The organism is Chthonomonas sp., from assembly GCF_035294505.1.
Taxonomy (GTDB): domain Bacteria; phylum Armatimonadota; class Chthonomonadetes; order Chthonomonadales; family Chthonomonadaceae; genus Chthonomonas.
In genome coordinates this window covers 1-26,785 of the sequence record NZ_DATGKU010000147.1, presented here as the reverse complement: position 1 = coordinate 26,785, position 26,785 = coordinate 1, and the positions used below count along the sequence as shown (strand labels likewise).

Sequence of the window (26,785 nt, the reverse complement as noted above, 5' to 3'; positions counted from 1 at the left end):
CGTTTGGCAAAATAGCGCTTTCCTAACCAAGCCCCAATGAAGGTCATAATGGCGTAGTTGGGATAGGCCCCGCTGCCTCCAATAAAGCCATAGTAGGTAAGCGTAGACCATCCAAACAGCCGAAAGAGGCCGAAGAGTGCCATTCCCGCAAGGAACCCATAGGCAATGCGTTTAAAATCTATTGCCTCCCGTACATAGGCCATGGCCCCATGTTTTAGGTTGATCTGCTGGAAAATGGCCTGGAATGTGGCGTTGATCGGCCAGAACTTGGCCGCATAGGGGAACTGTGAGGAGGGAATCTGGCTGGTATGCCACAGGAAGGCCCAGAAGATAAAACTCGCCGAAAGAATAACCACCAACATCACCATCTCGGCATAGAAGAGGCTGGTAAAGCGCGTGCCTGTAAGTTCAAGCTCGCGGAACCGCTGCGCGATGCCCCCGAAATCGTTCAACGGAATAGGTGCGTACCAGATATCCACATAGGGATAGCCCGACTTGAGAATGGCCACCTGCTGCAGATAGGGCACCGAAACCCCCGAACCGGTAAGACCTATCATGCGGGCAGAAATGTAGGAGTTGAACGGCGACCAGATAAGCCCGAAGAAGACCAGCCAGAGGGGATTGATGAAGTGAGGCTGCCCAGGCTTTGAATCGAGACTAAGCAAGTACTCCACAAGGAAGATATAAAAGATCGTAATTCCGATCCATATCACCAACGGCAACCACATGGGCAGCTTCTCATCGCCACGCCCTTTGGGAATAGCGAAGCTACGCTGCTGCAAGCCTCGATTTTTACGCTCTTTCTGCGCCTCGATAAGGGCTTTTCCCACGCTCCAGATACCTATGGCCGCTACCGCCGCATTCAGGCCGATGCCAACCGATATCCAGAACTTGATGTTGGTAACCTGCATGGTAATAATGGCGTTCATTCCTGGCGTCCAGCCGCTGTTGGTGGCATTGCCAAAAAGGCCGAAATGGTAGAGGATGGGTGCCAACAAAATGCGACAGATGATCGACCCCCAAAAACTGCCTAACACAATGGGATAGGGGATGACGAAGCCGGCCATTGCAGAACCGAGGTCCGCCGTTATGCCCGTGATGGCCGCCGGAAGAATGTTTTCGGTGTTGGTGGTGAAATCGAAGAAGGGGATGGGCAGCAACTGGAACGCTTTTCCGAAAGCCACACTACTAAACACGGGAATGGCGATATAGAGAAATCCAAACACCAATCCCACCATGGTGCCGATGGAGAAGATACGCCAGCGCCACGACTCTTCCTTGCTCGCCGCATCGGCCAGCGCCGTGGCGCCCGAAGCCGCCACCGGAGCCATGGGAAAAGGAAGCCGCTCGATATCGGAGGTAATACGAAACAGATAGTACCCTGCGCTCATCCATTGAAAACGGCCTAGCACCTGACCGATCAACAAAAGCACAATGGGCACCAGCCAAGCCGTATCCAAAAAGGTGCGGTGGATAAGTGCCGGAGAGCCGATCGGTGGCACGACCCAACGCGGTATATCGTGGGCAATAGGGGCTGCCTGGGGCGACTGTTCAAAATATTGATTCCAGACAAGGTAGCCGAAGGGGCCGCCGGATATACTGAGGTTTGGGTCGAGACCGGTTAAGGAGGCGGCAACGTAGTAGAGAATATATATCTCTTGCCGTTTCATGGGGAGGAAGGAGCGACGCATGATCTCGGAGAAGAGCACGATCGTTACCCACTCGGCGGCAGGGCCAAGCCCTTGCCCCGCCACAAGCCCCAAATAGATAGCTCCCGGCAACATCACAAACGCCACAAAGAGGGTACCGAAGAAGACCTTCCACGTATAGCCTTCTTCAAACTTTATTTCGCCGGTACTTCCTTCCTCACTCGACTCGACCTCTATTTGATGTCGAAGTTGAGCGAACTCGCTCTGTTCCGCCACGCCTTTTGTATTCCTCCGAAACGGTATTTCCTAACTTGTTGCCGCTAAGCCGGCTGAGAGGCCTCGCTTGCCGTGTCTATCGCGTTTCCCTGCAGATAGCGCTCACGCTCGGCCTGCTTGAGGGTGCGCCAAATAAGGAACTGCTTGCGCAGGGTGTTCAGGAAGCGTCTATTGACCCGTTTCCAGTTCGAGATGTCTCCTGACACCCGATCGATGATGAGATGAATCTCGAAGACATCGGGAGTCTCTGTAGGCGTTGTCTCGATGGCAATACGTTGAGAAACGCCTAAGTCGAACGGCGCCAGCCACACCATGCAGCGTATGCTGTACTGCGTGCCGTACACGTGAGGGCTTTCTTCCGTCTGCACCCCCTGCGTCACGAAGTCGCCTATGCTGTACTCCTCATAGGCTTGCAGCCACTCGCTAAGGAACGAGTTGAGCGCGGTGGCCTGGTCACCGGTAACCGCAAACGGGAGCGGGATCACCCAGTGGTCTCCGTCGGGATCGGGCACCTTCCACGATCGATCCACGGCCGGGGTGGCCACCTCCGCCGCCTTCCGCGCGGGATAGATGGTAGAGAGAAGCACCACCCCTACCACGATAAGGGTCGTTCCCACAGCGCTCACACTCGAAAAGTTGAGATAGAGTCCCGGCAACCACCCGGTTTTCACCAAGAGAATGCTGGTTAACTGCCCCAGCAGATACCCGGCAACCGAGCCGAGAATGGCATAGACCATCGCCTCGGCGATGAACAACATGCCGATGTGCGTGGGGGCAAGCCCGATTGAGGAGAAGATATATATCTCTCGAATGCGTTCATACACCGAGTTCAACATGGTGTTAAGCACGATAAGAGCCGCAATGATTATGGGAATAACCACCAACTCCAGCCCGCGCGAGGAGGTAGTCGCAATGGAGGAGTAGCGATAGATAATTCCTCGCTTGGCCGGATCGGGGTTGTTCGGATCGGTGATTTGGCCGGCATAAAGGTTCAACTCAAGCCGACGCATAAGCGGCTCTAGTTGATGAATCACCTGTTCGGGATTGTTGAAATCTATGGCAATCGAGCGTAACTGGGCGCCCAAATCTATGGCCGTCTGATAGGGGATGAAAAACACCATATCGGGGTCAAGATGAATGTACTCCTGAAACCCTTGGCTCGCCGCACTGCCCCCGCTGTTTGACTGGGACTGTTTATTCATCGCGATCCAGTCCACAGGGGTCAACATCTCGTTATCGAGATCGTAATAGCGCTTCAACTTCTGCGAGTTGAGGATACCGATAACACGGAATTGAAGGCCGCTGAAGTTCACCGTGGCCGTTCCCACGTCCCTGAGGCTAATATGGAGCGCTTCGGCGATTCCGTCCGGTAGGATGATCACATATCGGTCACCAGGCTCAAACCATCGGCCCACCGTGTTGCCATTGGCATCTTTCACAAGCGCGTCTTGCGGACGCATGATCTGCGCCTCTTGCGGCGACAACCCGCATAGAGCACGGGCGTCGTAGGAGAGATCGGCTCGCTGCAGCGTAAGGAACGACTGTTCTCCCATCGAGGTGCCGTAGAACCAGGCCCTTGGTGCAACGGCGTACTGCTTGCCGTACTCATCTGCCAAAATGCGATAGGCCGGTTCCTGCAGAGGGTCCCACATGGGCGTGCGGATCATAATGCCGTTGTAGCGTGGGCCGTAGTCGCTTGGGGCACGCACTTTGTTAAACCGCATAACCTGTACCACCGAAGTAAACGAAAGAACGGTGAAGGTGAGCAATACGAGCGTGGTACAGGTGAGAAACGTGCGGGTCTTTCGACGCCGCATATTGGAGACACCCAAGTTGAAAGCCGCAAAGGCCACCGACACGCGCCCGATGTCCGCCCGATGCACCCCACTGACGCTCTTACTCATCTGCTTGAGCTGTTCCTCAAATTTGCCGGTGACGAAGGCAATGACGATGGCCGAGAGGGCTAGCATCACAAACGCAAGTAGCACGATCACGGGGTTCATCGTGATCTCAAATGCCGGGTGAATGTAGCGGAAGATGGCGAAAATGAGCAAGAAAATGGCGGATGCCGTCAACAGCTGTCGCTTTAGGTCAAAGAAGCCAAAGAACAGCCGCTCACAGAAATAGGCAAACGGCATGAGGAGCGCCAAGTAGAAAAGCACGCCCTCCACCACATCCATCGCTGTGTGTTGCACATCGGGGTAGGCACGGCTCTCTAATCCCCAGGCCTCGCGCGAAAGGGCATCGAAATCCTCCCAGTCCTTCCTATCGCGCGCAAGTTTGGCCTCTTGTAGCGTTTTGTAGGCCATATTGTGCAGGCCCGGTGTGCCCTCCATGCTCTTCATATCCAAAATGCGGAATCGGGCCAGGCGCCTCATGCGAAAGTCGTCCAACTTCCACATATCCTCCGCCACATGAAGAGCCGTATCGTAAATGGCGCCGGAACGTGCTATCTCTTCCCCCTGCCCGGCCATATCGGGTGAGGCCGAGTCGGGTAAGGCCCCTGCCCCCTCTTGCTCGGCGGGGTTGCCCGCCACCAAATAGCCTATTCCCTCCGGCGCAGGCGAACGTCCATGCTCATTGAACGGATCGGTAGGATCATACAGCGAGTTGATCAGCAGTAAACGGATGTCCCCAGGTCCGCTGGTCATCGTGATCTTTAACCGCTCTCCAGGCTGGGCAAAGATCACGGCGACATCCTCCACATAGGAGGTAGCCGTGCCGTTAGACTGGGGGTTAATCGCATAGCCGTACATGCGCGGCGTGCCGTTCGTAGCTCCATCGTAGATGTTAATGCCCGTTAACGCCTGCAAGGATTGCTGGTCTACCAAATCGTAGATGGCCGTCGGAACACAATGGAAAACGATGATGGGCGTGGATCGAGTCGCCGTTGTAATGGCAACATCGAGCGGTACCTGCTCGGCCCCCTCTGGCCCCATATCCGGTGCAAAATCTATGTTGCCGCGATCGGGATTAGGAATTTGAACGGACGGATTTTTCGGATCGGGCACGGTATTCGCCTCATCAATGTGATAGGCCGCAAGCGATACCGTGCGGTTATAACCATAGGCGGTAAGCGGTGCAACCCCGTGAAAAGCGAAAAAGTCCTGACAAGGCACCCGATGCCCTTGAGCATCTAGGGCATCGCCATCGGGCGCGTAATGCAGTGGGTTCCCCTCGCTATCGGTTGGAATATCAGCCATCTCGTCGGGTGTCGTCCACTGCACCATTTGGATCATGTTGCCGCGCACGCCCATAAAGCTTTTGGTGTTGCTCCGCACGACAACCAGCGACCCTAAAAGCCGCTTTGCCGAAGTTGCAATGAACGATTTATGGGGGTCGAATATCTGCACACGTCCCTCAAGGGTAGCAAACCCGCCTTGGAGCGCCAGTCGCGACCACTGCGAGGGATCGGTTATCGGCATGCGTTGGGCATCCACATCGCTGACGTTGTTGGGGTCGGTAACAATATGCCACATCAGGCACTCCAGCAGCCTTTGCTGGGTCGCCAAATTGGCGATATTAACATGATCGGGCGTGTCGAAGGGGGTATCCACCAAGGCACGGCTATCGTTCGTGGTGGCGAAGGTTACCCCGTTGCCACCGGCCATCGTTACCACTTCGGAGTCGAAGGCCGGCTGACCGGGGATATAGTTGCGCCAGTTCTTTCCGTTCACCGGGTTCACCCCATCGTTGAAGAACTGGGTGGAATCGAACCCCATCGTTTGCCCCACTTTGTCGGCATTTTCACGACACACGCGGGCAATGTCACTAAAGCGCCCCTGAATATCCTCTCGATAGTCGTAGAACCAGCCCTTGTAGAAGATGCCAAAAGAGGGGCTTTGGCTCGACATATCGAGGCCGGCCCAAAGATAGATTCGCGGTGGATTGGGCAGCGTCGGCGCATGCGGAGCCAAGTAGTACCCGGCGTTCAGCCCTATCATCACCAAGAGGGAGATGCCGTTCGTGATGAGCATGGGCGTGACTTTCGGTCCGGTTTGCGGGCGGTTTCGCCAGGCCAGCACCGATAAAACGAGAAATAGAACAAGAAAAGCCCCCAACCAAAGCCGCACTTTTAGCGCGTTCGGCTGGGCCAAGGCCGACTGCACAATGCCGGGAGGCATCCAGGAATCCATGTGCTGGTTCAGGTATTCACGAATGCCTTGAAGCGCCTGAAAATGAGCGCTGGTGGCAACAAACCACATCGTCCTTTTAGGTGGGTGCGCCTTAAAGGCACGCATCAGCTCCAGCAGCGAGGCCATGCTACAGGCACTTTCCGCCCCCGGCGCCAAAGCAGGAACGATGGACGTAGAGTCGTAAAAACTCTCCACAACAATAATCTGATTGCGAAGTTTGGGGTCTGTGCCGGGCAAAATGCCGGTAAAATTGCGCACCGTCTCCATGCGCCAAGGCATATCACAGTGCAGCTGCACCAAGGGTGGCCGGCCGGCAGCACAAGCAGCCAACAGCACAGCCGCATCGTGCTTGCGCATGTAGAAGCGGGGAATGGCGATAGGGATGCCGATAAACTTCGCTTCGGCCTCGCCACGCAAGGTGTTATCGGGCGCAATAAAGATGACGGCCTTTGCCCCCAACCGCGGAGCGTTAAGCCACTTCTGCCCGCAGTTGAAGTCCACCATCACCACGGAGCCTTCCACATCTTTGCCGTTAAAATGGCTCAGGTCTCCGTCCCCCACATAGATAAGCGGCGCCGTTAGCCCTCCGGCCGGCAGCGTGGAGGTGCGTACGAGATTAGGCCAAAGGGGGTACATCGGCAATTTGGGAGCGCCGGGCTTCGACACGAGCTGGGCATAGGCGCCCTTCGCAGGGCTTTCTGCCCCGGGATCGTAGGGAATGGTCACGCGAAAGGTATCGGTGTGGACGTTGTTCGCTCCGAGAATGCTCACAAACTGTTGGTAAACGTAGTCTTCCGCCTTCTTTTCTCCCGGATAGCCCGCCACGCGCGAGCCGAAGCTCGCCAGCGTATCCACCGTTTGCTGCAAGTTAGCAGGGTTCACGGAAGAGTAAAATAGGTGATACGCCTGTTGATCGTAAGCAGGCACCGTATCGGCGTACGCACACCGTGCGCCGTTCCCGCCCAACGTAAAGAGCAGGCCACTCAGTGCGATAAACCAACGTAAAACGGCACATCGAGACGGGTTCCTTACCCCGAGTTCGAGCATTCCTTCACTAATTCCTTCTTGAAATCTATAAGACCGACGGTGGCCACATAACACCACAGTCGCTATCGCCTAACGCTTCCGACGCGCCTTAGCACCTCACCGTTCAGGATAGCCCAAATGCTATTCAATGCAGGAGCGAGGGGCACGCATCGAAATTGGGGGCACAATCGGTTATCACATAATAACATACCTGCCCACAAAAATCAAGCACCCCATAAGCTACGAGGTATTATGGCCCCACGCACCGGAGAGTTCATCAGGTGACCTCCAAAGGCATAGCCTGCTAGGCTGAAAAATAGGTGTAACGCTGCGCCTCCCGGAAGTGTTATATTATATGAGTGTGCGAAGACACAGGCCTTAATAGGGTTCCCTATCTGCTTGTATAGGACGCCCATAAGGCCTTGATGTTACACCCCTTCACCCAACTCCCCTATTGCAAAACCTCTTCTAAGGGCATTCCGTAGCAACACGGTTTGTTACCCTGCATTCAGGGCTGATGGTGAAACTCCACCGTATGAAGAATTTGCAGGAAGTCGCTTTGAGCTTTGGAGGCCATCGTACTAGGAGCCGCAAGCACCAAGCGCACAAACGCGGTTGTATAGGGCTGCACCACGCAAACATCGAAATGGGTATTACCCGACTGCAGCTGTGCGAACCAAGCCGGCTTTCCGGCAACCTGCCCCCTTTGCGGCTGCACTCCCCGTGGCCATAAAGCGATGAAATCCTGAACGGGCGAAGCCCCTATCCTCTCGGCCACCGTTAGCTGCTCGCCTTGGGGGGATACCAAAACAACTCCGGTGCCCTGTGGCAGCGCGATCGGCCGCCAACCTCTGGGCACCTTAAAACTCCACCAGGGGTTTTGAGAGGATGGGGCGTAGGTCATAAGTATCTCCTGCCGAGACAGCTTCGAGGCCACACTCCACTCTAACCCGGCGCTGAGCAAACAGAGCATTACCATCCCCAACGCGATCACAGAGAGCGCTCGCTCGCGCCAAAGGTTAACCGGTCGCGGGTCCAGCAGAGCCGGCATGAGAAAGAGGGCCAAAAATCCTCCCCCTATCAACCCACCCACGTGCGCCCAAAGGTCTATGCCTGGGGCTAAACTAAGCGCCAAGTTGAGAACGGTAATCCAAATAAGCTGCGTGAGAATCGTTTTGCGGGCCTTAGGCGAAATAAGTTTCGGGTAGCGGATAGGAAACACAATGCCGGCGCCGATCAGTCCGAACAGGGCTCCCGATGCCCCCAACGACGGTGCTGGCTGCTTCAAGAAGCTGAGGAGGTTGCCGCAAATCCCGCTGAAAATAAACAGCACAAAGAATCGCCTCCGCCCATACAGACGCTCCATCTGATTGCCTAGCCAATAGAGAGAGAAACCGTTTACTCCAATGTGAACCCAACTGCCATGCAAAAAAATAGCCGTTACTAATCGCCACCACTGCCCCTGGCGAATGAGATCGTTTTCTTTGTCGCCAAAAAGAAGCGCCACGCGGTCTACATTGCCATGCCCAACTACCAACATAGCAATGTAAACAGCAATGATGACCACCAAGAGTGCGTAGGTTACCCACGGTATGGCCTCTAAGCGGGCCACACGCTCTGCCTTAGCCGCCGAAGTGGGTGTCGGAGGCGATTCTACCTGTTGGGATGTTGGCTCGATTTCCAATGACTTCTCTCTCTAGTCCCACCGAATCTGCTAACCACACGAGATAACGCTCACCTCTTCAGGCAAAGCGGCGGGGCAACGCCCTCTATTCATACGTAGATCACAAGGCCGAACTTTTCGTCTTTGCGTTCCCCGTTGATCGCGAAACCCTTTGTTAGAGGTACACTTCCTCCTAGAAGGAAAAGCATAAGAAGGGCTTAGCCGGCTACCGGTGGTTACCGGCCTCCAAAGCAGCCTATTATCTCGGCTTCAGATGGTCTTGGGATAAGCCCTTTGGAGTCAAAGGGCTTGACCTTTTGCAGTTTCGATCTTATACTGTACCCTACCTCCTTGCTAAACAAAAGCGAGTTCCACGGAGAATATTATGATCAAAACGGCATTTATCCGAACCACCTTAACCGGCATGGGCACGCTCGGCCTTCTCTACTTCGTTACAGCCCAACCTGTACCGCAGACAGCCGCTCCGAAGGAGCAGCTTACGAACGCTCAAACGTGGCAGGCGGAAGGCCAACTGCTTGAATCCTGTACGTGCAATGTTCCCTGCCCCTGCAACTTCGGGCAGCCACCCTCCCACGGCAGCTGCAATGCCTTGTTCGTCTATCGGCTCGATCACGCCCATTACGGCCCTATCGTGCTCGATGGGCTTAGCTTTGGAGGCTGCGACGGCCCTAAAAGCGCTGTGGGCTACCTCGACAGCCGGGCCACTTCGGAACAACAGGCCGCGCTAAAACAGCTGGCGAAGGCGGTTTTTGCTAAGGGCGGCCCTTGGTCCGGCCGGCGGAAATGGATTAGCGTGCCCATCACCACCGAAATCACCCCCCATCTTTTCCGAGTACAACTTGGCGATGCCGGGGGGTTTCAAGCCCAGATTCTTATCGGCAGAGATGGTAAAAACCCTATCGTTGTAGAGAACAACGTCACGTGGCCTGTCATGCGTTTTACAAAGGGCAAAACAACTCAGATGAGCTACCACGATATCTTCGGAAACCAGATGCAGTATCAAAACGTTAATGCGAACTTGGGGCACTTCACCCTCGAAGGGGCAGTTTCCCAAAAGTAGGTATTAGAAAAAGGCTCTGGGGCACTACCCAGAGCCTTTGCCGTCTTTAAGCTGAGGACGCCTACACGTGCTCGACGACCTTCTTCTCTTCCTGGCCAGAGGCCTCGTACTCGTCGCGCGCCTTCCGCAAGGCGGAAATCACGTCCTCGATATCGCTGGAGCCGGGCTTACCGAGGTGGGCAAGCACATAGCCGAGGGAGTGGCCGGTGAGGCGTCGGCACACATCATCGAGCACCTTCGGCACGATCTCGGCGCGTGAGCGCGTGGGGCCGTAATACCCCTTACCGCTCCGACGCGGTCGCTCCACCTTCAACAGCCCTTTCTCCACCATACGGCTAAGGGTTACCGCGATGGTCGAGGGGGACTGCATCTCGCGCTGCTCTCGGCGCCGGGCGAAGTGCATAGCCTCGTACACCTGTACCGAAGATTGAGGCTCACCCGCATCCCACAGCAGACGCAGGATGTCTCCCTCGAGCACGCCAAGGGAGGGTACATCGTCACCGCCCACACCCACGTATTTGCGACGGTGAGCAAGATCGATATCGTCCATACTTCTCTCTCCTTAAGGTTTTTTGCTGTTGCTATCACAAAGCCACATCGAGCTTAAGGTGCGCCTTTTATTACACGCACGCTAACTGAAACTCTGATATTGCTTCTTTCTCTACTGCGGCTAGTTGCGTGATCAATATTATAGCGAATTCACAGGCGAATTTAGTTCCCATAATGCCCCACCTGGGCTTTCATGCCTTCTATCCCCGTAGGACTACGGGATTTTCGAGGATAATGACGCTTCTTCATCATGTTTTGTGCCCTTTGTGGAACGATAAGATTGCCGGTGTCGCCCCATGGCGAACCCGCCTTGGAACATTGAAACTTTTGTCTTTGAGGAGCCATTGCCACATGCACAAAACAAATGAAACCCCTTGTCCTGAAACCACGCGCTTAACTCGACGCGAGCTGGAGGTGCTCACCCTGATCATCGAAGGAAAATCGAGCAAGGAGGTGGCCGATCTGCTTTTTGTAAGCAAACGCACCGTAGACTTTCATCTGGCCAACATCTACAACAAACTCCAGGTGAACAATCGCGTACAGGCCTTCCGCCGAGCAGCTCGCTTGGGGCTTATCTCCTTCGACGCTCGCGCTACCCGATAAAAGCGATAATCCCTATCGAGGTCTCCCACCGCATTATGGACGCAAGGGAGACCTCCTTTGCTTTCACATCTGTTCCATTTCCAACTTCGCCGCATGTGCCCGCGCCTTCCCCGTTAACGAGATGGGGGGCTGTCCTTGCCAAAACCTGTAGAGCTGAGGCAATGTGGTCACAATCAGGGCTGTGAGCGGAGCCGCAAAGAACATGCCGGTAATGCCGGCTACCTCTAATCCACCCAGTATTAGGAACAACACCAGCACCTCGTGCAGCCCAAGCGCCGCCCCCACCAAGCGCGGGTAAAGGATCTTTGAACCTACCTCGTTGATCACGATCAGAACCACAATGACAACGATAACGCGAATCATAGGCGTGAGACCGTGGCTCTCCGGCGTTATAAGCGCTGCCAGAACCGCTGGCGCCGCACCGATGTAGGGGCCTATCACCGGAATCAGTGAGGCCACCATTACAAATAGCGCCAGCAGAAGCCAAAGCCTTATGCCTAGCGCCAAGTACAATATTCCCGCCGCAGTGCCGATGATCAACGCCAACACCAACTGGCCTCGTACAAAGCCACCTAGCACATGGTTCACATCATCTTGCCATATCTCCGCATAGGAGCGTAACGGAGGGGGCAGCGCCATCGTAAAACGACGGCGCATCTCCTGACAATAGACCAACAGATAGATCGCTATTAGCCCCACGATGGCGGCCTCAAAAAGCGTCCGCCCGATATCCCCTAAGGTCTTGATGACCCGTTCAAAAAGCCCGTTGGTCAATGTGCTGTTCTTCGGCAAGGGGTGTTTCAGAGCCTGCTGCAGATCGTAATGCACTCCGCGAGCGGCCAACCACCCGTTGAAACGCGCGATCTCTTCGTGTATCTTCGCTTCATAGGTCTGAGCTGCTAGATCGCGCTGCTCTTTGGTGGCATCCGCGGCCATGCCCTGTTGATAGGTATTGTGGTCTCGCACGATGATATTGATCTGATGCACCAAAGCTGTGCCTAATAGCGCCACCGCCAGCATCATCAAGAGCACAAAGCCCCCGCAGACCACACCGACCGCCGCCCCGCGTGACATCGCCCAACGCCGGCGAATCCATTCCACAATAGGGTCTATGGCGTAGGCCAACAACCCGCCAAGAGCAAAAAGCAGCAGCGTGTGTTTAACCGCCCCTAATAGCCGCACAACCACCGCAACAAAAGCGATGAGCAATAGGATAGTGGCCACCACAACCAAAAGCCGCAGCCAATGATCCATATGCACATTTTTGCTAAAATGCTGATCCTCTACTGTCTCCTTTGGCAGTGCTGACGCCTTTTCTGTCTCCATATCTCCCCTTCCTCCGACAAACACCCTATAATAACTTACCGCGGTTTTAACCATTCGATGACTAACAACCCTTTTAGGTTCCATCATCTCTTCTTGCTATAATAGCACCTCCGGCCATAAAAATCACCGACCCCACCCTAGACTTAGGCCTTACCCCACCCCCTGACCTTCCTCTCAGTAGGGTTCAACCGCATCAAATGCGCTGTGTGTTATAATATACGAAAGTGCCTTTCCGTGCTCGCTTGGTGCTAATTTAAGAAGATAACTCCGCATTGGCATAGATAGAGAAGGCTTCAGCCTCTTCACCATCGTTCTGAAACAGGTTGCGCTGCGTTGCCAACAGCCTATTCGGGAGAAAATGCGCATAACGTGTCCCTGGTAGCAGGGGGATATAGGGGCCTCGTGGCCATGTTCTCACGCTAGCAGAAGTTGTTAAGGAGTGCAAGGATGTGGGTTGTGCGAATCATCCGAGAAACTCCCTCTGCGGTGCCATAGCATAGTAGGACGTGCAATGTGCTAATATACAACAAGAGGCTTGTCATGCGCGTTGTCTTGCAAACAGTAAGGCTCACAAGCAAGACTTGTCAGTTGTGAAGTCATCGGTGGCATACTGCAGTGTGAGGGTTGTATCGCCCTGCGCGCCGGTGGAGTTTACCCTCGTGATGGAGTTGGCCGCATCAACCTTTGGGCAAAGTATCAAGGGGTGTTCGGCAGTTCCCTTTTAGTGGAGTGCATGGCATGTTCGGGGGCAGGAGGTATTCCCCTCGTGTTTGCGTAGCTCGCAGCAACTGCAAGAGCTGCTAGGCTTGAGACCAGGCAGAGTGTCACATGCTCTACAGGGCCATACTGCCTTAGAGCCACCCACGATGTCGTGGTGGCCCTGGTTTAAGGAGATAGCGTTGCAGCAATACTGGTATATCGAGATGCTAGGGCCACTGCGGGTAACTTGTGGTGAACTCCATATCTCGCGTTTCACCACACGCAAGGTTGGCGCCCTCCTTGCCTACCTCGCCTATCATCCGAATCGGGCCTATCCGCGTGAGCACTTGGCAAGCCTTCTCTGGCCCGACGCGGATTTTGACCAGGCAAGCCCACGCCTGCGGCAAGCGATCGCAGCCTTACGTCGCCAAATGGAACCTCCTGGCCTGCTGCCGGAAGCTCTCTTCCTAACTGCCGGTGGTCGTCTTACCTTGCAGATCAACCCTGCTCTCATTCGCACCGACGTCGCAGAATTTCAAAATCTCCTGAAACAAGCCCAAAGTGCCCCCGACGAAAACACCACCTGTACCCTCCTAGAACAAGCCGTGGCGCTTTACCAGGGCGAGCTATTGACCGATTACGAGGAAGAGTGGATTTTTATTGAACGTGAGCACCTCTCAGAAGCCGTTTTGGGTGCGCTCAATCGTCTTCTTAACCTTTATGCGCAACGGAACGATTTGCAAAATGCGTGCGCTGCGGCTCATCGCATTGTACAATTAGACCCCCTCAACGAAAATGGCTATCTCAATCTCATGCGGCTGCTTATCGCCGCCAAGCTGCCGTCACAAGCCCTGACACAGTATCAGACCATGGCTTCCATCTGGCGTGAACAGTTCGGAGAATCCCCCTCAGCAACCGCCCACAAACTGGCCGACCACGCGCAAGCGATGCTTAACAACGCACATGCCCAGGAACTGAGGCTCCTCCCCCTCTCATCCTCATCCGCCAGGCCAAAACCGCCTGTAAAACCGCTCCAGCCGCCGTCTCCTGCAAGCCCTCCTTCCCCTAAGACTCTTTATCTGGTACCCGCCTATCTTAATCGCTTCTTCGGCAGAGAAGAGGAGTTGGCTCACCTAGAAGCCGTGTTAAATCCCAACCGGGCATCTCCTCGCCTTATCACCCTGCTAGGGCCTGGCGGCTGTGGAAAAACACGCCTAGCCATCGAAGCGGCATCCCATATCCATGCCCTCTACTCCATCTCCGTCGGCTACGTGCCTCTCACAGACATTCGCGATCCCTTTATGCTCCCACTCACGCTGGCTCAAACCCTTCGCCTCCCTATCGCCCCGCAACATCCCCCCTTAGAGAGCCTCTATTCACAGTATTCTGAACATCCCTTCCTTCTCGTACTCGACAACTGTGAACAGCTTCTCGTCCCTGAGGAACATGCAGATCAGGTTCGCCGCCTCCTTTATGAGCTTTTCGATCGGCTTCCTCTCCTCAAATGTCTTGTCACGTCTCGCCAACCCATTGGGCTTGAGGGCGAACAGCGCTACAGCGTCGGCCCGCTGCCCATCCCAACAGCCCTGTTCGACCCATCCCCAGAAGAGTTAGCATCCTACCCTAGCTTCCAGCTTTTTGTGGATCGGGCCCAAGCTACCAAGCCGGATTTTCAGCTGACCCCACGAACGGCGCTGCCAATTTACACCGCGGTTCAAAGGCTTGAAGGCATTCCCCTCGCTTTAGAGCTGGCCGCATCCTGGTGTTCCCAACTCTCCATGAAGCAGATTGTCCAGCGACTAGAAAACCCCATGGAGCTTTTGGTAACGCGCCGTCGCACACCAACGGTACGCCATAGCACCTTGCAAACGGCATTAGCATGGAGTTTGGAGCTTCTCTCCGAAGATCAAAAACAGTTCTTTCTGAAACTATCCGTTTTTCGTGGGGGCTTCACCGCAAGAGCCTGCGCTGCTGTTTTGAACAACCTCGACGCCGAACCGATGCTCAATGAACTGGCCGAGCGCTCACTCCTCTCCGGAAGTGGGGTATCCGCAGATGAAACGCGCTATACTCTTCTCGAAACCATGCGCGAGTTCGCTTTAATGTATCTATCCCCACAAGAGATGCACGATCTCTCCTCACACCATGCCCGCTACTATTTCCAATTTGCACGGGAGAACGTTCCGTTGCTGGCCGGCCCACAGCGCCTCACCGTACAGGCTGCTTTAGAGGCCGAACATGATAATTTTCGCGCCTCATTGGAGTGGGCTATCGCAAACAATGCCGAACTTGCCGCCTATATCGGCGCAGCACTCTGGTACTATTGGATGGTGACAAACTCCTTTACCGAAGGCCGCAGATGGCTTAAACAGATACTGGACGTAATCCCTCCGAATGCCGATCCCTTCATCCAACTGCGCATTCTGCTTGGCCTTGGACTACTCGCCAAACACCAGGCCGACTACGCAGAGGCCGATTCTTTCTACCAGATCGCCCTCATCAAAGCGACCGAAATGGATGACCTACGCGCCCAAGCAGAAATTCATGGACAGCTCGGAGCTTTGGCCTACGAGCAAGGCAGGTTAGAGGAAGCTCAAATCGCCTATACCGTTTCTCTCCAGTTCTGGCAACGCCTTGAAAACCATCAGTTGGTCGCCACTACCCTCAACAATATGGCTCTCATCGCCCAAGAGCAGGAACGATACGAAGAGGCGGTAGCGTTGCTGCAACAGAGCCTGCAAACCAAACGCACCCTCGGTGACCACCAAGGGGTGATCGATTCGCTCAACAACCTAGCGCTTATCGCTTACGACCGGGGCCAGTATGAAACCGCTCAGCTTATCTTCGAGGAAGCCCTTGAAAAAACCCGCGAACTACAAAGTCCCTATGTTGAGGCCATTCTCCTCAACAACCTCAGCAACACGCTGCTTGCTTTAGGGCAACCTGCCAAAGCGCGAACCTATCAGGCAAAAAGTCTACAGCTTCGCCGTGCTCTCCAAGATAAGCGGGGCTTGGCCTACTCTTTTGAAAGTTGTGCTTGGCTCGCCATCAGCTGGAAACGCGCCGAACTGGCCACAAAACTGTTGGGAGCAGCAGAGGCACTTCGCCAACAGATAGGCGCCCCGCTGCTCCCTTCCGATCGCAAACGGGTCGCCGCCATTCGCCATCAAATCCAGCTACAGCTTCCCAAGCAGCAGTTCGAGGCCTTCTACACGATTGGTCGGTCGCTAAATCTCGACGAAACAGTGGCCCTCACGGAGCAGCTCTTAGGCGCACTCGGAAAACTATCCACCTCGGCAAACACGGCGGAATCCTAGGTGAAAAGCTCAGCCTCTTGCTCTAGATAGCTTCGCAGCCGCGTCACAGCCTGCGCATGCAACTGGTAGGCACGCGATTCGGAGACCGACAGCACCATCCCGATCTCCTTGAACGTGAGTCCCTCCTTGTAGTAGAGCGACATCACCAGCTTTTCCCGCTCCGGTAACCGTTCCACGGCGGCCGCGAGCACACGCTTGCGCTCCCGCATGGTCACCGCCTCGAGGGGGCTAGGCCCCTCGGCAGGCAGGAGATCGGCCAAACGCTGCTGCTCGGTGCCTATTCTCAGATCGTCTAGGGAGAGAAGAGTGGTTCTGCCGATGTTGGTGAACAACTTATCGAGCTGCTCAAGAGTGATGCCTAGCTCTTCGGCCACCTCCTCTTCGGTGGCCGGACGCCCCAAGCGGCTCTCTAAACGCATGTAGGCCTGCTTGAGCTGCTTTTGCTGGTCGCGTACCAGCCGAGGCACCCAATCATCACTGCGAAGCATTTCGAGAATGGCGCCTCGAATAAGGGTGATCGCATAGGTTTCAAACTTGATGCCTCGATTGGGATCGAACTGATCGACCGCCTTAATGAGCCCAATCGCCCCGGCACTAATGAGATCGTCTTTCTCGATCCCTGCCGGCAAGGGGCCGAAAAGACGCCCTGCCGTAATCGTTACGAGGTGCGCGTAGCGCTGAATAAGAGCCTCCCGCGCCTCCTGGCTGCCTTCTTCTTTAAACTCTCGCCAAAGCGCGGATGGTGGAACTTCGCCCATCTGTGGACCTCCGTGACCTTTATCAGTTCCTCTCTTCCCTCATAGAAGAGAGCCTCCGAGTCGGGGATCCTCCATAACCCCTCGACCCCTAGGATTACCCTGCTATTTTCGGCTAGTTCCTCGCAAACCTTTAGCCAATCTTCCTGGCCGCCTCCATCGGCGCTCTCTCACAGACCCCTCACTCCTACAGGGAGGAAGCACTTAGCGGCCTGTTTCATAGCTCGAAACGTCTCTTTCTCTAGCCGCTGCTTTGCCGTCTGCTTCTCCAGCCCCCACCCCCACTCCCCTCCCCCCATTGGGGAGAGGGGCACCTCGCGGTGGGCAACTCAAGGCCGACGCCCTTCCCCTCAGCGGCCAGAAAGGTTGTCTTAACCGCCTCTTTCTCTGGCCGCTGCATCGCCGTGCGCTAGCACCTCCCGAATCGGGGGAAAGGAAGGGATAGGGGGCGAGCAAGGTAGGCTTGTTTTGCAAAACTGCCTCTAGAAACGCTAGCCGCTCCAGTCCCACCCCCTTCCCCCTCAGAACTGAGGGGAATGGAAACTTAAGATTTCTCGCCTTTGGCTCGAAATGACAGTTGTGGCATCGGCTCGAAATGACAGCCGTATCGCCGGCTCTTCAAGCCCCCACCCTCCGCCCCTCAAGGCCGACGCCCACTCCCCTCCCCCCATTGGGGAGAGGGGAGGCCAGTAAGCTTATTGGCCGTCTCTTTATGATAACCTTCCCTTCGGAAACCAACCATGACCGCCCCCTTTCTCCCTAATAGGGGGAAAGGAGGGGATAGGGGACGAGCAAGGTAGGCTTGCTCTGCGAATTGGCTCTAGAACTGAAAGTTGATAAGCTCTATCTCGGCGAGCGAAGGCCATGAAATACAGCAAAAAGGGCGAGCGACCTCACTTGCACGCTCGCCCTGGAGAACAGACCTTACAACGGCTATTCGACTTCCACAGGCGCATGAGCACGCGGGGGCGGCGGAGTCCACGTGGGGTCATCTTGGGCTAAAAGGTGCAGACCCAAAAACTCGGCTAACTCCTCGTTCGTGTGTCTGTCCACCCATTGCCCAAAGCTCTCTCCCTCCTCTCGAGTGCATCGGAAGCTCACCAAAAGGTTCTCAATGGCATACTTCACCTTATCTGCCGGCACTTTGCGCGAGATAGGGCGAACGAATTTCGCGTCGCCCCCGAGTCGGCCACCAAGGCACACATCGTAGGCCTCTACCTGGGTTCCATCGTTCAGGCGCGCCAAACATCCCTGCAAGCCGATGTCGCCGATGTGGTGCTGCCCACAGGAGTTGGGGCAACCGTTAAGATGAATTCGTATCGGTTCATCCCACAGCATGCGACTCTCCAGATAGGAGATGATCTCCTTAAGGCGATATTTCGTCTCCGTAATGGCCAGATTGCAAAACTCATTGCCCGTGCAGCATACCGCCCCCTTATGAAACTCGGAGGCATTCACCAAGAAACCGGCCTCTTGAATGGCCTGTATGGCGGCATTTAAGTCGCTGTGCTTGATGTTTGGAAAGAGCAGGTTCTGTTGGTTGGTGGTGCGAATATTGCCCTCGCAGTAACGTTCGGCGATGTCGGCTGCGGCAAACAGCTGCGCATCGGTAACTCGGCCGGTAAGAATGGAGGTGCCTACCCAATAGCGATCGGCCTGCTTCTGACGATGAACACCCAAATGGTCTTGCTGCACCGGCCCAATAGGTTCCAACACGGGCACGGCCGGGTCTGGAGTCCATCCGAGGCGTTTGATCAGCTCCTCTCGAAACCGCTCTGGCCCCCAGTCGGCCACAAGAAACTTCAACCGTGCGTGGTTGCGTCGCTGCCGATAGCCATCATCACGGAAGATTTTGGTAACGGCAATACAGACATCCAACACCTGCTCGGGCTTGATGAAGACATCGAGCCTTTTGGCGAAATGCGGTTGTGTGGAAAGCCCTCCGCCCACATACAGATGAAAACCAACCTCCGACTTGCCTTTGTGAAAGCGCCGCACGGCCTGCAAGCCTACATCGTTGATCTGAGGCTGAGCACAATGAATGGCACAGCCCGATATAACGATCTTGTACTTGCGGGGCAGATCGGAGAACTCTTTGTTGCCTAGAAAGTAGTTGGTGACCTCGCGAATGAGAGGACGGGTATCATAAAGCTCCTGGGGGTCTAGACCCGACACAGGGCATCCGGCGATGTTACGGGTAATATCGCCACATGCCCCGCTTGTGGTAAGCCCAACGGCATGGAGGCGCTCAAAGACGGTAGGTAGGTTCTCGATGGTCAGCCAGTGAAACTGAAAATTTTGGCGTGTTGTTACGTCCGCGAAGCCATGAGCAAAATCGCGTGTGATGGAGGCAATGGCGCGGAGCTGTTCGGCATTTAAATCTCCACCGGGCACCTTCACGCGCAACATGAAATGGCCAACGTTCGGTTTTTGCGGATAGATGCCATACCATCGAAATCGCTGCAGATCGTCCGGTGGGATCGCATCGTAGCCGAGTTTGGCGTAGCGAAATATATCGTCCCAAACGTCCAAACCGTCTTTTGCCTTTTTAATCGCTTCCACATCGGCTTTCGCCATCTTTCTCTTCTCCCTAACAGATCGCCTAAACTTGACTATTCCAGTTGGAATAGTTGGCTTTCTCTAGAGTGTACCACGCCCTGTGTGGGTATGTCAACAGTTTAGAAAAATTTTTTCTGCTCAAGGGAGACGCTTAGTTGGGGCACACGGCTGTAAAAATACGGTTACTGTTCTAGAGGCAATTCTATCGAGCATGCTCACTCTGTTCGCCCCCTATCCCGGCCTTTCGTCTTGCAGACAGCAACGCAGCGGTCTTAGCAGACAGCAACGCAGCGGCCAGAAAGATAGGCGGTGAAGGAAGCGCTTCAGGCCGCTGAGGAGAAGGGCGTCGGAGCTGCAGAGACTGCCAATTGCTTGGTTCTAGAGTCAATTCGTGGAGCAAGTCTACCTTGCTCGCCCCCTATCCCATCCTTTCCCCCTATTATGGAGAAAGGGGGCTAGTATGGTTAGTTTCCGAAAGACAGCTTATCAAAGAAAACCGCTGGTAAACTTATTGGTCTCCCCTCCCCCAAATTGGGGGAGGGGGAGGGCGTCGGCCTTGAGGGGAAGGGCGTCGGCCTTGAGGGGCGGAGGGTGGGGGCTTGAAGAGCCGGCGATACGGCTGTCATTTCGAGCCGATGCCACAACTGTCATTTCGAGCCAAAGGCGAGAAATCTTGAGTTTCACTGTCCCCAAGCTTTGAGGAGGTGGGGGTGGGGTTGTAGAATGCCGGCTTCACCGTTCTAGAGCCAATGCGTGGAGTGAGCCGACTTTGCTCGCCCCCTATCCCATCCTTTCCCCCGATTCGGGAGGTGCTAGCGCACGGCGATGCAGCGGCCAGCGAAAGAGGCGGTTAAGACAACCTTTCTGGCCGCTGAGGGGAAGGGCGTCGGCCTTGAGTTGCCCATCGCGAGGTGCCCCTCTCCCCAATGGGGGAGGGGAAGGGCGTCGGCCTTGAGGGGCGGGGGGTGGGGGCCTTGAGGGGGAGTGGGGTGAAGGAATCAGGCTGGTCGGGGGCGTTAAGTCAATGCCCTAGGTATCCTGCTCGGTAGGGCGAACCAGTATTTCGTTCACCGATACATGCGGCGGCTGAGTTACCGCATAGAGAATGGCCTCCGCAATATCCTCGCTCTTCAGGGGTTCCATGGTGGCGATCCACTCCCGAATGGCCTGCTTTGTCGGCGCATGGGTGATGTGATCGGTCAGTTCCGTCGCCACCACCCCAGGCTCGATCACCGTGACGCGAATATGGTTGCGCGTCTCCTGCTTGCGCAACCCTTCCGAAAAGGCGCACACGGCAAACTTCGTGGCGGAATAGACGGCTGCATACACGCTGGTCTGTCTCCCGGCCACCGAAGAGACGTTCACAATGTGCCCACCTCCCTGCGCCTTCATAATCGGTAGCACCGCGTGCGTGGCCACCATAAGCCCCCATACGTTGATGTCGAGCATGCGCCGCCAATCGCGAATGTCCGCTCCATCTACCGGCCCCAACAACATGACCCCGGCATTGTTCACCAAGATATCCACACGGCCCCAAGCCTCCCGTGTACGACGCACCATCTCATACACCTGTTCGGCCTCCGCCACATCGGTCACACTCACAAGCGCCTCGCCCCCCTCGGCCCGTATTCGTTCGGCAAGTGCGTTCAAACGCTCGACACGACGGGCGGAGATCGTTACCCGCGCTCCCTCCGCCGCCAGTCGCAAGGCGGTGGCCTCTCCAATACCCGATGAGGCCCCTGTAACAATGGCGACCTTACCTTCCAAACGTTTTGCCATCTATCTCTCCTTTCTCTGAAAAATCTGCCGTCTTTTTTACGATTCACCTCTCCCCGATAACGCCTTTTGTGCCTTCCATAGCGCCGAAAGCCCAGTCTCCATCGGCAACGCCCCAGTCGTTACCGAAAAAGCCCGCGGCCAAAACCCCTTTCAAGCCCCCTGTCAGCATCTGGGCGCTCAGCACCGTGGCATCCGGCCAAGCAACCCCGGAAAGAAAAACGGGCAGTCTTTGCAAAAGCCGCAAGCCCACGGGTCCGGTGGCGGCAAAAACCGCCACCGAGGCCACCCCACTGCCGGGACGCGGACGCACAAACAGACAGGCCAGATCATCGCCTCTCCAGACATGCCCTTCCATGCGTACCTCACCCTCCGTTACCTGCAGAGGGCTGTTCCCTAAAAGCGCCTGCCAGGCGCTATTGGTCTGCGCGTTCCCATACAGAATCACGCTGCGGTTCGGATCGACAGAGGGGTGAAACTCTGTGTCCGGCACCACATCCACCGAGCCGTTGCCGCGGTACCAAAACGTTTCCGCATCGAAACGCGCTTTGGCATAAAGCAAAGCGTTCTCTTCCGGCGTTCCGTGTGTGCCATAAACGAAAACCATGTTGTGGGCAAACGCCTCCTTAAAAGGCCCGTAGCGGAGAGGATTCTTGTCGGTAAGCTTCGGCGGCTCTCCAACACGCCACCGGGCCGCGGAACGATACAGGAAAAGCTTGCCGCCCGACGGCCACGGAATCGGTTCGATCTTCTGGCCGTCCAACTCCACCGTCACCGCGGCGGCAGGAGGCAGAATCCGGTCAAGCTCTAAGCAGAGGCATGCCACGTTGTCGGTCGTCCCCACAAACTGTCGCAGACCGGGGTTCACCAACACCTGCACGGAAGAAGGCTCTAAGGCGTGCTGCTGTTGCTCAATAGCCAGCCATTCATCCTGAGACGAAATGCCCGGGTTTAGGGTAGTAAACGAGATGCGTCGAACCCCATCCACCGGTGGCAGCGCATGATGGGCAAAAAAGTCGAACAGAGGCGCCCAATCCTCGCAGTCGGCCCCCGGCTCAGGCGAAATATCCCACCAGTGCCCCACCCCCGGCTGCTCATGGTAGCGGAAGTCTTTGTGAAATGTAGAGAGGTACTTCGCCATATCTCGAGCCTCGGTCACCGGCACCGTCGTATCATCCGCGCCGTGCAGAATATAGACGCCCTCCTGAGCGTAGTTATGGCCTAGCAACAGCGTGTCGCTCACGTTGTTGGCACGGTTCAGCATCGCGCCGATGGGGTTTTCTTGTGGATAGCGCGGCAGGTGCACGTAGGTAAAAAAGCTGCACCATCCCGAACAAGGCCCTATGGCGGCAAACTTTTCCGGGAACCAGGCGCCGATCTGCCACGTGCCGTGCCCGCCCATGGAGTGTCCCGTTAAATAGACCCGCTCCGGATCGTACGGCAGCGCCCGCTCCGCATCGGCCAACACCTCCAGCGCATCCATCCGTCCCCAATCCTCCCAATCAAAGCCGAACGGGCGGCGGTTCGTGGGCGCCACCAACGTCGCCCACGGTTTCGACTCGTAGGCATCCGCTTGGCCAATCGCCTCTACCCCGGCCCCATGTAAAGTCAACACCAGCGCCGGCAAAGCTTTCTGCCCGGGCAGCGGGTTGGCAGGGTTCACGGCATAGTACTGCACGCTGCCGTCAATGCCGCTGCGAAAGGTGACCTTATAGGTTTGATGGGGCTGACGTACCCGCAGAGAAAGCGATGTTTTATCCAACACCGTGTGGCCATTGTCTGCCAGCAACGTCACTTTCAGCGGCACATTGCCCTCCTTTGCAAACGCCGACGCCACCATGCGAAACCCCACTTTGCGTACGCTCAACGGCGATAGGGTGGGCACCATCGTTTCCATGGCCTTTCCACGCCCTACAGCAACGGCCAACCGAAGGCCCTTTTGCTCCTGCTCGGTCGCATTCTGCAACACCAAAGCGCCCCATACCGTGGCTTTGTGCCCGACGAGGAGATCGGGCAAGGTGGCATCGGAGGGATCGAGCATCACCGGGGAACGAGGCGACGTAAGTTGAACCTTTAGCGTGTCGCTCGTGCAAAGAAAGAGGAGGTCGTTTCTGCCGCGTTGCAGCGCAACCGGCAGATGAACGATCCCGCTCTCGTAAGGATCGCCTGGAAAAGGAACGCCGTTCACATAGACCATGGCGTTTCCCGTTGCCGAAAGAATGGCGATTTGAGGTTTTTGGCACTCCACCACAAGGTCGGCATAGCCGCCTCGCAGTTCTTTTTGGGACAGAGTGCCCTTCTCGTCTACCGTGGCCTGCTGCCAAACCTTCACCGAGCCATCCGGCAAAGCGACGGTCTCACCCGCAGTCGGCTTTATCGCCTTGCCGGCCACGATCTCGGCTTCAAGCGCATCCGTATGCACGATCGATCGCCCGTAATGGCCCACAGGACTTAGTGTAAACGCCTGTGAGATCGTCAGACCTTCCGCCTTTGCCACAAGTGGGCAGCACAGCACAAGAAGCAGCCAAAGGAGGGGGAATAGCTCTGAGGGAAACGTTTTATACACTACAAATTCCTTTCTAGCGCCTAGGCGCATAAGCGGTCGAGGTGTCCCTTTTATCCTACCTCACGCTCGGTATTTGTCAATACCACGACCGAATAAAACGGTTTTAGCCCAATTTTGGCTCTTTCCTCTCGTCTCTCATCCCTCGATTACTTAAGCATACCAAACCATTGTTCATCAAAACGGGTTCCCAATAGGCAGGAATCGAACGCCCAAACAGAGAATTTCGGGGTGTGCAACCAATCTCTATACTTCCAAACTGTTTCAAGGAGCAACCCATGAGCAAAACAAAGCGTTCCCTGAAGGTGAACCGACGCGATTTCCTCACATTGGGAGCCGCAACCCTCCTCGCAACCATTAGCCTTCCTGACGGCGACCTGCTCGCCTTCGCGCAGAGCGATAGGGAAAAAGACCTCGTTTACGGCATCCGCCGTGAGCGATTCGAGTGGGCGCAAAAACAGGCCGCCTCCCTGGTGGCCCAGATGACCCGGGAGGAGAAGATAAGCCAGGTGGGCAACAACGTGCCGGCCATCCCGCGCTTGGGCCTACCGGCCTATAACTACTACTCTGGCGAAGCCCTCCATGGCCTCGTGCGGGGCGGTCCCGTTACCTCTTTTCCCCTTCCGCTCGCCCTCGCCAACACCTGGAATCCCGAACTGCAGTACCAAGTCTACACGGCGGTCTCCGATGAGGCCCGCGCCTACCATAATCGCGACGGCATTGGCCTGGCCTACTACTCCCCGCAAACCGTCAACACGGCTAAAGACCCCCGCTGGGGGCGCATTGAGGAGACCCTCGGTGAAGACCCCCATCTCATGAGTGTTATGGCGGTGCAGGCGGTTCGCGGCATGCAGGGCGAGGACCCCAACTACCTCAAAACTGTGGCCTGCGCCAAACACTACATCGCCAACGAAACCGACAACGATCGCACCGCCGTATCGGAAACGGTAGACCCCCGCAGCTTCTGGGAGTACTACGCTCGCCCCTTCTACGCCTGCGTGGTGGATGGCAAGGTTTTCTCCGTGATGGGCGCCTACAATGCGGTCAACGGCATTCCCTGCTGTGCCGACAAGAACCTCCTCACCGGCATTCTGCGCGACCGCTGGGGCTTTAAAGGCTATGTCACCTCCGACTGCGACGCCATCTACAACATCTACGACCCCCATCACTACGCCTCTTCGCTGGCGGAGGCCTGCGCCATGGGCATCAAAGCCGGCTGCGATCTCGATTGCGGCGATACCTATCCGCGCCATCTCGGCGAGGCCTTCGACCAGCACCTGCTCGATGAGAGCGACCTCGATAAAGCCGTCACGCGACTCCTCACCGCCCGCTTTCTGTTCGGCGACCTCGACCCCGAGCCGAAATGCCCCTACAACAAAATTCCTTTCAGCGTGGTGGACTCTCCCAAGCATCGCGCCCTCGCCCTCGAAGCCGCCCGTCAATCCATCGTCCTTCTCAAAAACGACGGCATCCTTCCGTTGGACAAATCCGCCCTAAAATCGGTGGCGGTTATCGGGCCCACGGCGGCGATCGCCCACCTGGGCGGCTACAGCGGCGCGCCCTTCCTCCGCATCTCTCCTCTCAGCGGCATCGCGCAAGCCCTCGGCATCGGCATCCATTTCGATGAGGTTTTTGCCTATCAAGCCGTTCGCCTTGAAGGAGGGCCTCAACTCGAATCCTCGGTCGAGCAGGGTGGCACCGACATCGGCTTCATCAAAAACGGCTCTTGGGTGGAGTTTCCCGCCACCAACTTCACCGGCAAAAACGAGATCGAGGTTCGGGTCGCCAGCGACACCCAAGGCGGCACCATCGAGATTCATCTCGACCGCCTCAACGGCCCCCTGCTCTGCTCCCTCAAGGTGCCACACACCGGCGGCTGGCAAAACTGGATTAGCCTTAAGGCGCCTACCAACGGGGTTACAGGCAGCCATAAGCTCTTCTTCCTTTTTAAGGGCGGCGATGGCTACCTGCTGAACGTGGCTTGGTACCGGCTTAACCCGCCTTCTCCGCCGGAAATCCACAATCCAAACGGCATCGCCCTTACCTACCACCAGGGCTGCACCATCACCGGCCCTCGCAACGACGCTATGTTCCACGAGGCTGTTGAAGCCGCACGTCAGGCCGATGTGGCCATCGTCGTGGCCGGCGTGAACCAGGAGGTAGATGGGGAGGGGCACGACCGTGACGATATTCGGCTCACTGGTGCGCAGCATGAACTCATTCAGGCGGTCTATCAGGCCAACCCTAAAACCATTCTCGTGCTCTCCACCAATGCCCCAGTGGCGATTACCTGGGAGCAGGAGAACCTGCCGGCCATTGTGGCAGCCATCTTTGCCGGCCAGGCCCAAGGCACGGCCATTGCGGACGTACTCTTCGGCAACTACAACCCCAGCGGCAAGCTCGCCACCACCTGGTACAAAAGCGTGGAAGACCTGCCGGACTTCCACGACTTCGACATTACCAAGCGCACCTACATGTACTTTGAAGGCGAGCCGCTCTACCCCTTCGGTTACGGGCTCAGCTATACCACCTTCCAAATCGGCAACGCCCAGGTGTCTCATCCGCGTCTTACCTCAGGAGGCTCCATCACCGTATCGGTAGACGTTACCAACACCGGCAAGCGGGCAGGCACCGAGGTGGTACAGCTCTACGTTCGACCGCCCAAATCGCCCGTTAAGCGGCCCAACAAGCAGCTTGTGGACTTCAAGCGGGTGGAGTTGCGCCCGGGTGAGACCAAGCGCGTGGAGCTGAGCCTACCCTACGAATCGCCCGCACTTTGGTATTGGGATGCCGATCGGTCCAAATTC

13 protein-coding genes are annotated in these 26,785 nt (G+C 56.2%); 4 read left to right on the top strand and 9 right to left on the bottom strand.

Going from position 1 to position 26,785, the window contains the following annotated elements; all coding sequences use genetic code 11:
- The 3 genes from VKV18_RS08385 to VKV18_RS08375 form a co-directional block, all read right to left on the bottom strand.
- Positions 1-1,925: hypothetical protein (locus tag VKV18_RS08385; RefSeq protein ID WP_324203755.1), on the bottom strand; the 1,925-nt coding region annotated here is incomplete at its 3' end.
- A 44-nt stretch (positions 1,926-1,969) separates the two neighbouring features.
- Positions 1,970-7,108 (bottom strand): FtsX-like permease family protein, encoded by a 5,139-nt coding sequence (locus tag VKV18_RS08380; RefSeq protein WP_324203754.1) that lies wholly within the window; start codon positions 7,106-7,108, stop codon positions 1,970-1,972.
- Between the two features lie 487 nt (positions 7,109-7,595).
- On the bottom strand, positions 7,596-8,771 hold the full coding sequence (locus tag VKV18_RS08375) for a rhomboid family intramembrane serine protease (RefSeq protein WP_324203753.1): 1,176 nt from the start codon (positions 8,769-8,771) through the stop codon (positions 7,596-7,598).
- Positions 8,772-9,135: 364 nt separating this feature from the next.
- Here VKV18_RS08375 and VKV18_RS08370 point away from each other — a divergent pair, with 364 nt between their 5' ends.
- Positions 9,136-9,831: a DUF1326 domain-containing protein gene (locus VKV18_RS08370; protein ID WP_324203752.1), complete on the top strand. Its 696-nt coding sequence runs from the start codon at positions 9,136-9,138 to the stop codon at positions 9,829-9,831.
- A gap of 61 nt (positions 9,832-9,892) precedes the next feature.
- Here VKV18_RS08370 and VKV18_RS08365 read toward each other — a convergent pair whose 3' ends face one another.
- A complete protein-coding gene (locus VKV18_RS08365) occupies positions 9,893-10,381 on the bottom strand; it encodes a BlaI/MecI/CopY family transcriptional regulator (RefSeq protein WP_324203751.1) in 489 nt (162 codons plus the stop codon).
- A gap of 350 nt (positions 10,382-10,731) precedes the next feature.
- Here VKV18_RS08365 and VKV18_RS08360 point away from each other — a divergent pair, with 350 nt between their 5' ends.
- Positions 10,732-10,983, top strand: coding sequence for a response regulator transcription factor (locus VKV18_RS08360; protein WP_324200229.1), 252 nt, complete (start codon positions 10,732-10,734; stop codon positions 10,981-10,983).
- A 63-nt stretch (positions 10,984-11,046) separates the two neighbouring features.
- Here VKV18_RS08360 and VKV18_RS08355 read toward each other — a convergent pair whose 3' ends face one another.
- Entirely contained in the window at positions 11,047-12,309 is a 1,263-nt protein-coding gene (locus VKV18_RS08355) for an AI-2E family transporter (RefSeq protein ID WP_324203750.1), read from the bottom strand.
- 866 nt (positions 12,310-13,175) lie between these two features.
- Between VKV18_RS08355 and VKV18_RS08350 the strand changes: the two genes are divergently transcribed.
- Positions 13,176-16,325 carry an AfsR/SARP family transcriptional regulator gene (locus VKV18_RS08350; protein ID WP_324203749.1) on the top strand — a complete coding sequence of 1,050 codons (3,150 nt, stop codon included), beginning with the start codon at positions 13,176-13,178 and terminating at the stop codon, positions 16,323-16,325.
- On the opposite strand, the gene VKV18_RS08345 is transcribed toward VKV18_RS08350, so the two are convergent.
- From VKV18_RS08345 to VKV18_RS08330, 4 genes are all read right to left on the bottom strand, one after another.
- A complete protein-coding gene (locus VKV18_RS08345) occupies positions 16,322-17,083 on the bottom strand; it encodes a FliA/WhiG family RNA polymerase sigma factor (protein ID WP_324201659.1) in 762 nt (253 codons plus the stop codon). The two genes, VKV18_RS08350 and VKV18_RS08345, sit on opposite strands and share 4 nt — an antisense overlap.
- Before the next feature lie 930 nt (positions 17,084-18,013).
- A complete protein-coding gene (locus VKV18_RS08340) occupies positions 18,014-19,657 on the bottom strand; it encodes a nitrite/sulfite reductase (RefSeq protein WP_324203748.1) in 1,644 nt (547 codons plus the stop codon).
- Positions 19,658-20,668: 1,011 nt separating this feature from the next.
- Complete coding sequence (locus VKV18_RS08335) at positions 20,669-21,418, bottom strand: SDR family NAD(P)-dependent oxidoreductase (protein WP_324203747.1); 750 nt, start codon at positions 21,416-21,418, stop codon at positions 20,669-20,671.
- 43 nt (positions 21,419-21,461) lie between these two features.
- Positions 21,462-23,981, bottom strand: coding sequence for a prolyl oligopeptidase family serine peptidase (locus VKV18_RS08330; RefSeq protein ID WP_324203746.1), 2,520 nt, complete (start codon positions 23,979-23,981; stop codon positions 21,462-21,464).
- A 275-nt stretch (positions 23,982-24,256) separates the two neighbouring features.
- Here VKV18_RS08330 and VKV18_RS08325 point away from each other — a divergent pair.
- The coding region (locus tag VKV18_RS08325) for a glycoside hydrolase family 3 C-terminal domain-containing protein (protein ID WP_324203745.1) at positions 24,257-26,785 on the top strand (2,529 nt) is incomplete at its 3' end.

What these genes read in the sequence shown, in the direction of transcription:
- VKV18_RS08380 (WP_324203754.1), bottom strand. Translation starts at nt 7,108, where the DNA reads ATGCTCGAACTCGGGGTAAGGAACCCGTCTCGATGTGCCGTTTTACGT.
- VKV18_RS08370 (WP_324203752.1), top strand. Translation starts at nt 9,136, where the DNA reads ATGATCAAAACGGCATTTATCCGAACCACCTTAACCGGCATGGGCACG.
- VKV18_RS08365 (WP_324203751.1), bottom strand. Translation starts at nt 10,381, where the DNA reads ATGGACGATATCGATCTTGCTCACCGTCGCAAATACGTGGGTGTGGGC.
- VKV18_RS08360 (WP_324200229.1), top strand. Translation starts at nt 10,732, where the DNA reads ATGCACAAAACAAATGAAACCCCTTGTCCTGAAACCACGCGCTTAACT.
- VKV18_RS08355 (WP_324203750.1), bottom strand. Translation starts at nt 12,309, where the DNA reads ATGGAGACAGAAAAGGCGTCAGCACTGCCAAAGGAGACAGTAGAGGAT.
- VKV18_RS08350 (WP_324203749.1), top strand. Translation starts at nt 13,176, where the DNA reads ATGTCGTGGTGGCCCTGGTTTAAGGAGATAGCGTTGCAGCAATACTGG.
- VKV18_RS08345 (WP_324201659.1), bottom strand. Translation starts at nt 17,083, where the DNA reads ATGGGCGAAGTTCCACCATCCGCGCTTTGGCGAGAGTTTAAAGAAGAA.
- VKV18_RS08340 (WP_324203748.1), bottom strand. Translation starts at nt 19,657, where the DNA reads ATGGCGAAAGCCGATGTGGAAGCGATTAAAAAGGCAAAAGACGGTTTG.
- VKV18_RS08335 (WP_324203747.1), bottom strand. Translation starts at nt 21,418, where the DNA reads ATGGCAAAACGTTTGGAAGGTAAGGTCGCCATTGTTACAGGGGCCTCA.